The following is a 13106-nucleotide window of genomic DNA, read 5'->3' as shown; positions in this document are numbered from 1 at the left end:
AGCCGTGACGACAACAACCACGCGAACCGACGCCGACGGCTTCGTCGAGACGTTGCGGGCCCACTCGCAGCGGTACCACGACCAGCACCCGTTCCACGTCAGGATGAACGCCGGCCGGCTGAGCCGCCGACAGATCCGAGGCTGGGTGGCCAACCGCTTCTACTACCAGGAGAACATCCCCCGCAAGGACGCCGCGATCCTTTCGAATTGCCTCGACCTCGAGGTCCGCCGCCGCTGGATCCGACGGATCGTCGACCACGACGGCACCGCCGTCGGCGAGGGCGGCATCGAAGCATGGCTGTGCCTCGGCGAGGCAGCGGGGCTGACCCGTGAGGAGGTCCGCGACCACCGGCACCTGGTACCCGGGGTGCGGTTCGCCGTCGACGCCTACGTGAACTTCGCCCGGACCCGCCCGTGGGTGGAGGCGGTGGCGTCCTCGCTCACCGAGCTGTTCGCACCCGACCTGATGGCGGCGAGGCTTGCCGCGTTCGAGCGGTGGTACCCGTGGATCGACCCCGAGGGCCTTGCCTACTTCCGCACCCGCCTGGAGCAGGCCCCCCGCGACTGCGAACACGCCCTCGAGGTGGTCACCGCGCACTGCCTCTCCGCCGAGTCCCAGGCGCGCGCCGTCGACGCGCTGTCATTCAAGTGCGACGTCCTGTGGAGCCTGATGGACGCCATCGACCAGGCCTACCCGGAGTGATCACCATGGACCCGACCCCTACCGGAACGACTCAGACCCCTACCAGGACCCGGCCCGGCGTCGGGGTGTCCGGCTCGGAGCGGCCCCGGTTGGCGGGCCATGTCCGGCTGACCTTCTGCCGGACCAGGCAGCGTAAGGTCCTGCTGCACCCCGAGACGGTAGTGGTTCTGAACGGCAGCGGCGCGGCCATCCTCGAGCTGTGCGACGGGCGGCACACCGTGGCCGAGATCATGACCGAACTGGGCGCCCGCTACCAGACCGTCCCTGAGGACGAGGTGCGGCAGTTCTTGACCCGGCTCATTGTCCGGCGCTGGGTGGAGCTCAGCGATGGATAGCCCGCTCGGGCTGCTCGCCGAGCTCACCTATCGCTGCCCGCTGGCCTGCCCGTACTGCTCCAACCCGCTGAACCTGGCCGACTACCAGGACGAGCTGACCACCGACGAGTGGCTGCGGGTGCTGACCGAGGCCGAGGACATGGGAGTTCTGCAGTGCCACCTGTCCGGCGGGGAACCGCTGCTGCGGCGCGACCTGGCGGAGCTCGTGACGCACGCCCATGCCCTGGGTCTCTACACCAACCTCATTACCAGCGCCCTCGGGTTCTCGCGTCCGAGGGCCGAGCGGCTGCGGGCCGCCGGCCTGGATCACGTGCAGATCAGCATCCAGGCCGACGAACCGACCGTGTCCGACCGGATCGCCGGGATCCCGTCCTTCCGACGCAAGATCGAGGCGATGGCTGTGGTCAAGGAGCTGGGCTGGCCGCTCACCATGAACGTGGTCCTGCACCGGCACAACATCGACCGCATCGCCGACGTGCTCGCTCTGGCCGAGGAGGTGGGCGCGGACCGGGTGGAGCTGGCCAACACCCAGTACTACGGCTGGGCCTGGCGAAACCGTGCCGCGCTGCTGCCGAGCCGGGCCCAGCTCGAGGCGGCTGAGGCCGTCGTACGGGCCACCGGCGAGCGGCTGCGGGACCGCATGGACATCATCTACGTCATCCCCGACTACTACAGCCGCTACCCGAAGCCCTGCATGGGTGGCTGGGCCTCCCGGCAGCTGACCGTGACGCCGAACGGCGACGTCCTGCCCTGCCCGGCCGCCCAGTCCCTGCCGTTGCCGCGGGCCAGCGTGCGGGAGGACCAGCTGAAGCGGATCTGGGCCGAGGCCCCCGTGATGACGGCGTTCCGCGGGACCGACTGGATGCCGGAGCCCTGCCGGAGCTGCCCCCGGCGGGAGGTGGACTTCGGCGGGTGCCGCTGCCAGGCGTTCCTGCTCACCGGCGACGCCGCCCGCACCGACCCGGTCTGCTACCTTTCGCGCGACCACGACCTGATCGCCCGGGCGGTAGAGGCCGCCAACGCCGACTCGCGGGACGACGGTCTTCCGCTGGTCCCCCGCCCGCACCGACCCGGTCTGCCACCTGTCGCCCGGCCGCGACCTGATCGCCCGGTCGGTGGAGGCCGGCCATCCTGACTCGTGGGTCGGCGATCTTCCGCTGATCCCCTGCCTGCAGGCCGGCCTGCCTCACGGTGAAGCGGGTCAGCCGCCGAACCACAACGGCAGCGCCGCAGCGGCGATGATCAAGGTGACCCCGCTCAGCAGGTCCGAGCGGATCCGGATGAGGCGCGCCGCGGCCCGCCCGAGCCGCAGCCCGACCAGCGACAACACCGCCGTTATGACGCCGAAGGCGGCGGCCGAGAACCACGGCGAGAGCCCAAGAACCCCCAGGCTCGCCCCGGCGAGCAAGTTGTCCAGGCTCAGCGTCAACGGGATGCCGAACAACGCCCACGGCTGATCCAACTCGTCCGGCTCGGGTTTCCGGAGGGACGAGATGACGAGGTAGAGACCGTACCCGCCGAGCGCGGCCGCGCCCACCACATCGGCGACGTCCCCGACGGACTCCCCGATCTGGTGACCGATCAACAGTCCGACCAGCGGCATAATCGCGTCCCACAGTCCGAAGGTCAGCGCGACCTGCACCGCGCGCTTCAAACCGAATGGGACCGTGCCGAGTGCGATCGATACTCGGAAATTGTCGAGACTGAGTACAAAACCCAGGACCAATATTTCCCAGATCATGACGACGCCGCTACCCGATGACGACCAGTGTCGGCGAAGACGACTCTGCCTCGGCTAGCATTCACCATAATTCTACATCATATCTCAGATGGTTCTGGTGACAAACATGGCAAGCCGATTTCCGGAGGAGCTTCGACACCACTCGCCCGACGGTGGCCAGCGCTTACAAAAGGCTCGCTGATTGAACCTGCGCGCCTAATTTTGAACATCTTGTAGGTGGTGTTATGTGGGGCCCCCGCTGACGCTCGCAAGCTCCTTAGAGCTCGTAACACGATCTTGTTGAGGTGTGCAGGTCGAGCGTGACCAGTACGATGATTTCGCCGTTCGTGAGGTATGAGGAATCGGCCGTGGATCGTGGATGACGAACTGTGGGCGGATCGAGCCGTTGCTGCCGCCCTGGCCGCAGAGGCTCCCGTGCCCGAAGCCGGTGGATGACCGGCTGTGCTTGCAGGGCATCTTGTACCTGCCGCAACGATGTCAGCTGGCAAACTGCTGCCGCCGGAGCTGGGATTCGGCTCGGGGCAGATCTGCTGGCGCAGGCTCGGTCGGCGCAGCAAGGGCTCACGCCGGAGACGACCGGTCCGGGTTGTTTTCGTCGGCCGTGGCGGGGGCCGCCGTCAGTCGGTGGGGATGGGGTTGAGGCGTACGGCCATGAGAGCCACGTCGTCGTTTCCGTCGGGGGACAGCCGGTCGAACAGGCGCGCGCAGGTCTCCTCGGGATCGGCGGAGCCCTCGCCGGCCGCTTCGGCCAGGGACTCAAGGGACGTCTGGAGGTCCTCGCGGCGACGCTCGATGAAGCCGTCCGTGACCAGCAGCAGGAGTGTCCCGGGCGGCGCGGTGACCCGGTGCGCCGGCGGGTGGGGCAGGCCGAGCCCGATCAGGGGGCCGTGCTCGGGACGTACGCCGTGGTGCCGTCGGGGGCGGGCAGCAGAGGCGGCAGGAGCGGGGCCGTCTGAAGACCTACCACCGGAGCGTCTGACCTTCGCGAGTGACATGAATGGTGCCCTCCTCACGTGGTGGGGCGCCGCAGGCGCGCAAGCGTCCCGGCAGGCAGCAGTTCGGGGACCCTGCCCCGGTGGGGTCCCGGCATGGTGCCACCCCCCTGGCCCGCCCCGCCGTCGCCGTACGCCCCGGCTGAGCGTGTTCAGCCGGGGCGTTTTACAAGGGGCCCACGTCCAAAGACGGCACCACCGGGGTCGTCGGCCAGCGCGATGCGGGCGGCGATGCGTTTGCCGACCGGCTCGCGTTGCGCTTCGAAGCTCTGGCAGACGGCCATGACGATCTCCAGGCCGTGCCGGCCCACCCGGCCGGCGTCCGCGGCCCGGGCGATGGGCAGTACCGGGTCGGAGTCCCACACCGCGACCTCGACCACGTCGCCGGCGATCCGCAGGTCCAGCAGCACCGGCCGCGGGGCGTACTTGCGGGCGTTGGTAACCAGCTCGCTGACGACCAGCTGGGTGGGGTCCACGGCGCGCTGCGAGACGGGCAGTCTGCCTGGACGCGGGTGAGGAAATCGGCGGCCAGGTGGCGGGCCTGGGCGATGACGGTGCCGTCGCCGTCCAGCGCCGCCGTGGTCTGGATGGCCTGTCCGCCCGACGTGGCGCGGTCCTCTCCTATGGGCGCCGGTTCCCTCACAGCCGCCTTCACTATGCGGTTCACCCCGCGCGTCACGCGCCCGGCGTGCCGCTGACCGACCCGTCCGGCGAATCCCCGCGAACCACGATCCCTCCACGTCGAGGACGAGTGATCTCCTCTCCCGTTCCGCGTCCGCTCAGCGAAAGCGGGCTGGTAAGGGTCGTCCTGGCCGTGCGACGCTCACCCGACTACCAGCCTGGTCTGGTGAGAGGCTCCGCGCCGCCCTCGAAGGCCATCTCGTTCGGTGGCCGGGGCGCGGTACGGGTTGGCTGGCTCGGCTGTACGGGGCCCTGTCTTCGGAGAGTGGCTGTGTCCGTGGTTGATCAGGATCCGCTTGCCGCAAATCGATAAGCTCCAGCGCAAGGGCATCGATTCGTCGTGGTCGGCGTTCCACCCTTCAGCCCTGGCCGCAACGCCGACTCGGTAGCCGTCTCGCGTTCGCGGTCACCGAGTCGGCACCTCTCTCAGGTCCTTAGTCCCACACTGAAGTCTTCCTCAGAAGTCCCTGAACGGGCTGAGGCACACAAGGTGGCCGGGGACGATCGTCTTGACGATCACCACACGGTCGTCAAACCGGAAAATCCGGATCACCACGTGGCGGTGCACGAAGAAGCAGAACCGGTGGTGCTGGTGCAGCCGGAAGATATGGCTGTGGTTTCGGTCACCGGACCCGTGGCCTGGCCGGCCGTCGCCGAACCCGACCGCGTTGTCATCGCCGTGGCCGACCCGCCCCCCGTTGTCGGATCCAGAAGCCGTTCCGGGCTGCGGCATGGTGCTGGTAGTGGGCGGAGCCGGGCTGGGTTGCGGGTCTGCCATAGCGGGTGCCGCCCCCGTGAAGGCCACTCCGGCTGCCACGAGGGGGATGATCGTGGCTGTTGAGAGACGCACAGTACGTGACCTCCTAATACGGTTTGCCACATATGCCGTCTCGTGTACGTATCAGGCGTCCGCAGAGATTGCGCTGGTGACACGTCCGGGGCGGCGGTGCCCCTCCGCACAGGGGAAGGCGATTCCCGAGTGCCATGGTCCGCCGCTGAGGCGAGTATGGAACGGGTGCCGTGCGTGCCCCTGAGGGCATTCGAGCGCGAGGTATCTGGACGATGGCGAATCGGAGTCGCGGGAGAACGCTGTGCCAGCGGGCCCAGGTGGGTTCCGCGGTGGTGTACCTGGGTGTGCTCGGGGCCGTGTTGCCTGGGTGCGCCGGCACGGGCGCCGCCACCAGCAGTCCGTCCGCCGAGGCGTCGCTCGCCCCCACGCCACCGAAGCAACCGCCACCTCAGTTGACGCGGGCGCAGGTGGGAACCGCCGTGGGCCGGCTCGACGGCCTGGTGGGGGACGCGATGCGCAAGACGGGGGTGCCGGGGGTCGCCGTGGGCGTCGTCCACCAGGGCAAGGTCGTGTACGCGAAGGGCTTCGGCGTCCGTGAGCTGGGGAAGAGCGGCAAGGTCGATCCCGGAACGGTGTTCCAGCTGGCGTCCTTGTCCAAGCCGCTGTCGTCCACCGTCGTCTCCGGGGCCGTAGGGCGCAAGGTGGTCGGCTGGAACGACCGGATAGTCGTCCATGATCCGGGCTTCGCACTCAAGGACCCGTACGTGACGACGAACGTGACGGTCGCGGACCTGTTCTCACACCGCAGCGGACTGCCCGACCACGCCGGTGACCTGCTGGAGGACCTTGGCTACCAGCGCGACTACATCCTGCGGCACCTGCGCCTCGAGCCGCTGACCGCGTTCCGCGCGACCTACGCCTATACCAACTACGGCCTCACCGAGGCGGGCGTGGCGGTGGCCGACGCGGCGAAGACCAGTTGGCCGCGGCTGGCGGCGGACACGGTGTTCAAGCCCCTGGGTATGGGTCACTCCAGCTACCGACGATCCGACTATGACAAGGCCGCGGACAAGGCGTCCGCCCACGTCGAGGTCGACGGACGCTGGAGGCCCTCCACCACCGAGAACGCCGACAGCCAGGCGCCCGCGGGCGGTGCCAGTTCGAACGTCGACGACCTCTCCAAGTGGATGCGCCTGCAACTGGCCAACGGCGCGTTCGACGGGAAGCAGCTGGTCGACCCGGCAGCCCTGGACCAGACCCGCATCCCGCACGCCGTCGCGATGGACCCACTCGCCCCGGCAGGTGAGCCGGGCTTCTACGGGCTCGGTTGGAACGTCGGATACGACGAGCGCGGACGGCTGCGCCTGAACCATTCCGGCGCCTTCGACCTGGGCGCCGCGACCGAGGTCACCCTGCTGCCCAGCGAACGGCTCGGCATCGTGGTGCTGACGAACGGGCAGCCCATCGGCGTGCCCGAGGCGGTGGCCGCCGCGTTCTTCGACATCGCCCAGAACGGCAAGCAGACAGTCGACTGGCTGGCCTTCTACCGAAAAGTGGTGCAGGCCGCCGCCTACACGGGCGTCTCCCCGACGAACTACGCCAAGCCGCCCGCCAAAGCCGCCCCGGCCCAGGCCGACGACGTCTACACGGGCACCTATGCGAACGAGTACTACGGGCCGGTCACCGTCACCCGTGACAACAAAGGCAAGCTGAGCATGACGCTGGGCCCGCTGAAGATGTCGTTTTCCCTGAGGCATTACACCGGTGACACCTTCAGCTACCGGACACGGGGCGAGAACGCTGTCGGCCTGTCCGGCGTCACGTTCCACACCCGTTCCGGCAAGGCCACGAGCGTCACCCTCGAGCATCTCGACGCCAACAAACTGGGCACCTTCAGCCGCTGACGGCCTCCGGCCGAAGCCCCGACGCTGATCGCCAGGCCCAGGGCGAGCGTCCTCACGACCACGGTCGGTGAGGTGTGGTGAAGGACAGGAATACCGCGGTCATGAGGAATGCCGCAGCAAAGATCACGCGCGCCGTCGCGGACAGCCCCTCCCCCGCAGCGAGCCGGTGGTCGCCGGTGCGGTGCCAGGCCTCGGCGATTCGGGGCAGCAGGAAGATCTCGTAGCCCACGGACACCGCGGGCCCACACCCCCACACAGCACTGAGCCGCGCGGGCCGCCGGCAAGGGGAGGCCGGCCAGGCAGTGGTGCCGGTCGGCGGGCGTCAAACCCCTGCGGTGCCGGCCGTCCGGCAGATCCGGGCGATCACCCGGGCCATGTCGGTCTCCCGGAACAGCGCGACCGGCCGGGGCGAAGGCGAGCGCGTCCACCGGTTCGCCGTGCCCGCGCCGGCGGCCCGGGGCCGCCGGCGCGGGCCCGCGACGTTCTACGTGGCGGCGCTCACTGGACGCGCGGCAGCGCGGAACGTCAGCCCTGCCGGGCCTTGAAGCGGGGGTCCTTCTTGTTGATGACGAAGGTCACGCCCCGTCGGCGGACCAGTTGGGCGCCGGGCCTGGTCTTCAGTGAGCGCAAGGACGTGCGCACCTTCATGAGGGGCTCCTCCTGGGGAGATCGAACGGGCCCGCGGTCAGTGGCGGGCCGACGTGGTACGGCCGTAGCGCCTCTCGAAGCGCTGCACGCGGCCCGCGATGTCCACGACGCGCGCGTTGCCGGTGTAGAACGGGTGGCTCGCCGACGAGGTCTCGACGTCGACGACCGGGTAGGTGATGCCGTCCTCCCCCTGGACCGTCTGCCGGGTGTCGATGGTCGAGCGGGTGAGCAGGTGGAACCCCGACGCCCGGTCGCGGAATACGACGGGGCGGGAGACGGGGTGGATGCCGGGCCTCATGGAATGTCCCTCCTTGGGAACCTCCGTCGCAGGGCGGCGAAGGCGGGCGTCAGCGCTCCTCGCGGAACGGGACGTGCTTGCCGATCACGTGGTCGTACTTGCGCAGGACCAGCCGGTCGGGATCGTTAGTACGGTTCTTGCGGGTCACGTGGACGGCTCCGGTACCGGCCGTCGACCTCAGCGTGACAACGGGCCGCGCGGTGCTGCGTGCCATGAGAGGCTCCTTCCCTTGCCTCACACCCCGAATCGATTGACTCGGCCATGTCAGACAGCCCTGTCAACCACACCACCCGCCAGCGCATTCCCGCCGAGGACGCCCCAGACCCAGCCGATCGCCTCGGCCTGGCGGCGCCGGCCCGCGGCTAGCGCAGATGCCGGGCGAAGAACCGGGCGGCCGCGTCCCCCGCGAACTGCGGGACGCCGATGTGCCCGCCCATGTTGGCGTGCAGCGTCTTCTCCTTGGAGCCGAAGGCGTCAAACAGGTCCAGGGCCGCCTGCCGGTCGTTCCCTTCGTCGTCCCACTGCAGCAGGACGTGCAGCGGGATGGTGACCCGGCGGGCCTCCTCGAACATGGCGGCGGGCACGAGACTCCCGGCGAAGAGAACGGCGGCCGAGATGCGCGGCTCGACCACCGCAAGCCGGACGCCGATGGAAATCACTCCCCCCGAGTACCCGACCGGGCCGCCGATCTCGGGCAGCGACAGGAGGGCGTCCAGGGCGGCCTGCCATTCCGGGACCGACTTTTCGACGAGCGGGAGGACGAGGGCGTCGATGATCTCGTCGCCGACCGCCTCGCCGGCCTCCATGGCCCGGCGCAGGTCGGCGCGGGCCTGCTCGGCGGCGGCCCAACGGGGCCGGTCACCGCTCCCGGGGAGCTCGATGGTGGCCGCGGCGAAGCCGTCCGCCGCGGCGTGCCGGGCCCGCCCCGCCAGCCGGGGGTACATCTTGCGCAGTCCGAGCGGAGGGTGGCCCAGCAGGATCAGCGGCGCCGGTGTGGATGCGGATGCGGGCGTCCACAGGATGCCAGGGATCTCACCGAGGGTGAATTCGCGTTCGAGGACGCCGTCGTCGAGGCGCTGTTCAGAAGTGAAGTGCATGGTCGTGCCTTTCGGGAGGGCTCTGGAACGGCGCTCCCGGACGACCTATCGCCCGACCGTGACCCCGGAGGGGAGCACCCATGTCGATACTGCGTTCACGGGTACCACCTCCTCGTTCTCTCGCACGGCCTTCCGGGAGGCTAGCAACGTCGCCGTGGTCCGCCAACGGGTTTTTTCAGCGGCTCCGTGGCCGGCTGCCGCCGCACCACATAGGACACGGGCCTTGATCTCGCAGCCAGTTCACGGGCACACACCGCCGGCCCGGATCGAAGCGCGGAGTTCAATCCAGCAATTGCGCGGCCGCGGTGGGTGTGGAGGCCGATGGCGGGGCGGCGCAGTCGGGCTACGCGCCTGTGTCGCCTCCAGCGTCTCGCCACTGCGGTATCGCCCGGCCCCGAGCCGGGGACTGTTCCGGGCGCATCAGCGCGGCAGTCCTGCGCACGGCGCGGCGCAGGGCGACTCGGATGAGGCGGGGAAGGGCGTAGGCGCCGAGGACGGGCGCAGCGGTGAGTACGAAGCCTGTTGCGGGGCCGGTGCTTGAACGCGCTGCGCTGGTAGCCGGTGCGGTCCTCATCGAGGATGGCCGGCCGGCGAGCGCGTCGCGCACCGGCAGGTTGATGCTCTGGCCCGGGTCGCGCTCGACGACGTCGGCGGCCGGGGGCAGCGTGGGCGGTGGCGGGAATGAGCAGGGCCGCGAGCGTGGCGATGACGGCGGCGGTTCGAGTGAAGCGCACGACGGAGTCCTCGCGCAGATCGTCGACTGGTCGTGATCTACGTAGCGGCCCCGGAAAGTGACGTGCCCGGGAAGCAGCAGTGGCTCGACCCGATCGGGCGGTAAGTGCGGTGGTCGGGACGGCAAGCGGGCTGCTTAGTGCCTGTGCCGGAACCTTCGATCCCCGGGTGGCCTGACGCTCGTACGCCCTGCGGACCTTCTCACCGTTAGGCCGTGAAGGTCCGCGGGGCGCATGTTTGCACCGCTCAGGTCTGGCACTGCGCCGTGCCTGCGGTGGACCAGCCGCTCCAGGCGGCCCCCGCGGCACGAGCGTGTACGCGAATCTCGACCTTCACGGGCCCGCACGGCCGGGTCGAGCTTCCCACCTCCGTGGGCCCGAGGGTCCCACCCGCCGGGACATAGGTTCGACCGCTGCCCAGCTTCACCCAGTAACCACCGCTGACGACACGAAAGAACGCCTCGTAGGAGATGTTCACCGCCCTCGGCCCCGTGTTGCGTGCCTTGACGTACGCCGTGATCTCCCGAACGTAGACCCGGCCTTCCTTTCCGCGTTGGGCACTGATGCAGCCGTTGATGGCCACCCGGCCGGTCGACACACCGCCGCCGCAGGCGACTGCTGCGGCGTGCGCGTTCGCCGGAATGGCCAGCGTGGTGAGCGCGGCAACGCTCAGGATCGCTCCGATACACCTGGCACGCACAGCCCTGCTCCCTTCGGTCTGACTACCTCACAGAAACCATTGCGTGCTGAGACGTAGAGGGCAGCGGCTCAGCGAGTTCTTCACTCCAACGGAAGCGAACGGTGGCCCATGCACCGGAGAACTGCACCGTGCAGGGGCCCCGGCGAGGGCCGGAGGTCGTGCACCGCCGTCGACGCCAGGTGAACCTTGGTGCTCAGGCCGCCGCGAGCGCGCCCGAGTGCGTGATCGGCGGGCTCACCGCAGGCGGCTGCCGTCTCTTTTGCGTGCTTCGGCGGCATGTTGGTGGTCCCGGACGACCGTGGAGTCCACCAACACCGTCCAGTCGAGGTCGTCGTCCGCCGCTGCCGGGACGGCGGCGAGGACCTGGGTCGGCTTACTCATGGTCTGGTCCCGGCCCGCATGCCCCGCAGACCGAACCCCGGACACTCCGCTGCCGGGCCCTGTACCGTCGCTACGGTCGTTCCTTTCCCTATGCGCGAGACAGGAAGGCGATGGCGTGGCCGAACTGTGCCTGGGACCACTGCTGAGGTGCACCGACGGCTCGTGTGCGACGGTGTGGGTCGAGACCAGCGAGCCCTGCAGGGTACAGGTGCGCTGCTCCGACGGCGCGGGGGGCACGGCCCCCACCTTCCAGATAGCCGGGCACCACTACGCGCTCGTCACGGTGACCGGCCTGCGGCCCGGCGCGTCCCCCTCCTACGAGGTGCTCCTGGACGGCACCCCGGTGTGGCCCCTTGCCGACTCCCCCTTCCCGCCCTCCGTCATCCGTTCGCCCGCCACCGGCGACGCCGTCCGCATCACCTTCGGCTCGTGCCGCTGGGCCGCACCCCCGGCCGACGGCAAGGATGCGGTCGGCCCGGACGCCCTCGACACCCTCGCGACCCGTCTGGCAGCCGACCCCGACGCCGAGCGCCCCGACGTCCTGCTCCTGCTGGGCGACCAGATCTACGCGGACGAGACCTCCGAGCAGACCCGGCGCTGGCTCGCCGACCGCCGGGACCTCGACCAGCCGCCCGGGGGCCAGGTCACCGACTACGAGGAGTACTGCCACCTCTACTACGAATCCTGGCTCGACCCCGAGGTCCGCTGGCTGCTGTCCACCGTGCCCAGCTTCATGATCTTCGACGACCACGACATCGTCGACGACTGGAACACTTCCGCCGCCTGGCTCGCCGACATGCGCACCACCGACTGGTGGCAGGAACGGCTGCGGAGCGGCCTGATGTCCTACTGGGTCCACCAGCACCTCGGCAACCTCTCCCCCGCCGAACTGGCCGAGGACCCCACCTGGGCCGCCGTCCACGCCACGCCGGACGGCACGCCAGCACTGCGGGCGCTGGCCGAGCGGGCTGACGCCGATTCAGCCTCGGTGCGCTTCAGCTACCGTCGCGACTTCGGCCGGGTCCGGATCGTGATGGTGGACTCCCGGGCCGCGAGAGTCCTCGCCGAGGACCGCCGCGCCATGCTCGACCCAGGCGAGGCCGCCTGGCTGCGCGAGCAGGTATTGACCGACGAGCAGACCTACGACCACCTCCTGATCGGCACCTCTCTGCCCTGGCTCCTGCCACACCTGATCCACGACACCGAGGCCTGGGACGCCGCCCTGTGTGCCGGGGAACGCGGCAAGCGCTGGGCCCGCTTCGGCGAATGGCTGCGCCGCGGAGCCGACCTGGAGCACTGGGCGGCCTTCCCCCGCTCCTTCGCCGGCCTCGCCGACCTCATCGCCGAGGCCGGGACCGCTCCTGCCGCCCCCGCGACCGTGTGCGTCCTGTCGGGCGATGTCCACCACGGCTACCTCGCCAAGGCGTCCTGGCCGTCCGGCGGCCCCCACCTCCCCGTCGTCCAGCTCACCTGCTCACCCGTGCACAACTCCGTGTCCCGGATGATGCGGATCGGCTTCCACCTCGGCTGGGGCACACCGGCCCGTCTGCTGGGACGCCTCCTCGCCCGGCACGGCCGCTGTCCCCGGCCGCCGGTCAGCTGGCGCAAGCAGGGCGGCCCCTGGTTCGGCAACCAGCTGATGACTCTGACTCTGCGCGACCGTTCGGCCCACCTCCGCCTGGAGTGCACCACCTCGAACGCGACGCTGCGCACCCTGCACGAGTCCGTCCTGACCACCGACTAAGACTTGTCCGCCGGGGCCGAATCGTTTGGGCAGGTCACGCCACCGCACGCCGGTCCGTACCCGGTGCGGAATCCCGTCGATCACCTGCCGATGATCCCGCCACCGGCCCCAACGGCCACTGCTGACCGGCGGAAACAGCCGTAGCCGTTCCCACTCGGCATCCGTCGGATCCCGTCGCCCCATGTCCATAGCAACGCCCCGGACACGGGCTAGTCACCCTCACGACCGGCTGGCTCTGACTACGAGTACCAACGCTGGCACGAGGGCCGTCTCACAGCATGCCTGCCGCGTCGAGAGTGACGCGGATCACATGCTGGTCGGCGCATCCCTCTGTGTGGCTCTTGAGTCAGTTGATCGATTC

At 69.8% G+C, this 13106-nt stretch carries 15 protein-coding genes and 3 pseudogenes; 6 read left to right on the top strand and 12 right to left on the bottom strand.

Annotated elements, in window-relative coordinates:
- The first annotated feature begins 4 nt into the window (after positions 1-4).
- From pqqC to pqqE, 3 genes are read left to right on the top strand one after another with little or no spacing between them, the layout of a single operon-like run.
- Positions 5-703, top strand: coding sequence for a pyrroloquinoline-quinone synthase PqqC (gene pqqC / locus ACFVVO_RS24525; RefSeq protein ID WP_390057722.1), 699 nt, complete (start codon positions 5-7; stop codon positions 701-703).
- Between the two features lie 5 nt (positions 704-708).
- Positions 709-1038, top strand: a complete 330-nt coding sequence (gene pqqD / locus ACFVVO_RS24520; protein WP_390057721.1) for a pyrroloquinoline quinone biosynthesis peptide chaperone PqqD — start codon at positions 709-711, stop codon at positions 1036-1038.
- Positions 1031-2173, top strand: a complete 1143-nt coding sequence (gene pqqE / locus ACFVVO_RS24515; protein WP_390057720.1) for a pyrroloquinoline quinone biosynthesis protein PqqE — start codon at positions 1031-1033, stop codon at positions 2171-2173. Before pqqD ends, pqqE begins: the two co-directional genes overlap by 8 nt.
- A 66-nt stretch (positions 2174-2239) precedes the next feature.
- On the opposite strand, the gene ACFVVO_RS24510 is transcribed toward pqqE, so the two are convergent.
- The 4 genes and pseudogenes from ACFVVO_RS24510 to ACFVVO_RS24495 all read right to left on the bottom strand — a co-directional run bounded on the left by ACFVVO_RS24510 (position 2240) and on the right by ACFVVO_RS24495 (position 5185).
- On the bottom strand, positions 2240-2779 hold the full coding sequence (locus tag ACFVVO_RS24510) for a manganese efflux pump MntP family protein (RefSeq protein WP_390057719.1): 540 nt from the start codon (positions 2777-2779) through the stop codon (positions 2240-2242).
- Between the two features lie 617 nt (positions 2780-3396).
- On the bottom strand, positions 3397-3774 hold the full coding sequence (locus tag ACFVVO_RS24505) for a SpoIIE family protein phosphatase (RefSeq protein ID WP_390057718.1): 378 nt from the start codon (positions 3772-3774) through the stop codon (positions 3397-3399).
- 149 nt (positions 3775-3923) lie between these two features.
- Positions 3924-4396 (bottom strand): annotated as a pseudogene (locus ACFVVO_RS24500) (ATP-binding protein).
- Positions 4397-4909: 513 nt separating this feature from the next.
- On the bottom strand, positions 4910-5185 hold the full coding sequence (locus ACFVVO_RS24495) for a hypothetical protein (RefSeq protein WP_390057717.1): 276 nt from the start codon (positions 5183-5185) through the stop codon (positions 4910-4912).
- 524 nt (positions 5186-5709) lie between these two features.
- Between ACFVVO_RS24495 and ACFVVO_RS24490 the strand changes: the two genes are divergently transcribed.
- Positions 5710-7146, top strand: a complete 1437-nt coding sequence (locus tag ACFVVO_RS24490; protein WP_390057716.1) for a serine hydrolase — start codon at positions 5710-5712, stop codon at positions 7144-7146.
- A 52-nt stretch (positions 7147-7198) separates the two neighbouring features.
- Here ACFVVO_RS24490 and ACFVVO_RS24485 read toward each other — a convergent pair whose 3' ends face one another.
- The 5 genes from ACFVVO_RS24485 to ACFVVO_RS24465 form a co-directional block, all read right to left on the bottom strand.
- Complete coding sequence (locus ACFVVO_RS24485) at positions 7199-7375, bottom strand: hypothetical protein (RefSeq protein WP_390057715.1); 177 nt, start codon at positions 7373-7375, stop codon at positions 7199-7201.
- A gap of 296 nt (positions 7376-7671) precedes the next feature.
- Positions 7672-7794 (bottom strand): type B 50S ribosomal protein L36, encoded by a 123-nt coding sequence (gene ykgO, locus ACFVVO_RS24480; protein ID WP_390057714.1) that lies wholly within the window; start codon positions 7792-7794, stop codon positions 7672-7674.
- Positions 7795-7831: 37 nt separating this feature from the next.
- Entirely contained in the window at positions 7832-8092 is a 261-nt protein-coding gene (locus tag ACFVVO_RS24475) for a type B 50S ribosomal protein L31 (RefSeq protein ID WP_390057713.1), read from the bottom strand.
- Between the two features lie 49 nt (positions 8093-8141).
- Positions 8142-8306 (bottom strand): 50S ribosomal protein L33, encoded by a 165-nt coding sequence (gene rpmG / locus ACFVVO_RS24470; RefSeq protein ID WP_390057712.1) that lies wholly within the window; start codon positions 8304-8306, stop codon positions 8142-8144.
- A gap of 148 nt (positions 8307-8454) precedes the next feature.
- Complete coding sequence (locus tag ACFVVO_RS24465) at positions 8455-9189, bottom strand: alpha/beta hydrolase (protein WP_390057711.1); 735 nt, start codon at positions 9187-9189, stop codon at positions 8455-8457.
- 506 nt (positions 9190-9695) lie between these two features.
- On the opposite strand from ACFVVO_RS24465, the gene ACFVVO_RS24460 reads away from it, so the two are divergent.
- On the top strand, positions 9696-9959 hold the full coding sequence (locus tag ACFVVO_RS24460) for a hypothetical protein (RefSeq protein WP_390057710.1): 264 nt from the start codon (positions 9696-9698) through the stop codon (positions 9957-9959).
- A gap of 208 nt (positions 9960-10167) precedes the next feature.
- Here the strand turns inward: ACFVVO_RS24460 and ACFVVO_RS24455 are convergent, their stop codons facing one another.
- Positions 10168-10620, bottom strand: a complete 453-nt coding sequence (locus tag ACFVVO_RS24455; RefSeq protein ID WP_390057709.1) for a hypothetical protein — start codon at positions 10618-10620, stop codon at positions 10168-10170.
- Between the two features lie 144 nt (positions 10621-10764).
- Positions 10765-10986, bottom strand: a pseudogene (locus tag ACFVVO_RS24450) (IS5/IS1182 family transposase); the annotation flags it as partial.
- A 130-nt stretch (positions 10987-11116) separates the two neighbouring features.
- On the opposite strand from ACFVVO_RS24450, the gene ACFVVO_RS24445 reads away from it, so the two are divergent.
- Positions 11117-12745 carry an alkaline phosphatase D family protein gene (locus ACFVVO_RS24445; protein WP_390057708.1) on the top strand — a complete coding sequence of 543 codons (1629 nt, stop codon included), beginning with the start codon at positions 11117-11119 and terminating at the stop codon, positions 12743-12745.
- A gap of 15 nt (positions 12746-12760) precedes the next feature.
- Here ACFVVO_RS24445 and ACFVVO_RS24440 read toward each other — a convergent pair.
- Positions 12761-12928, bottom strand: a pseudogene (locus ACFVVO_RS24440) (transposase); the annotation flags it as partial.
- Positions 12929-13106: the final 178 nt, after the last annotated feature.

The sequence above is a fragment of the Streptomyces sp. NPDC058145 genome (genome assembly GCF_042884245.1).
Taxonomy (GTDB): Bacteria; Actinomycetota; Actinomycetes; order Streptomycetales; family Streptomycetaceae; genus Streptomyces.
Note: the sequence above shows the minus strand (reverse complement) of the source record. Positions and strands in the feature narration are given on the sequence as shown.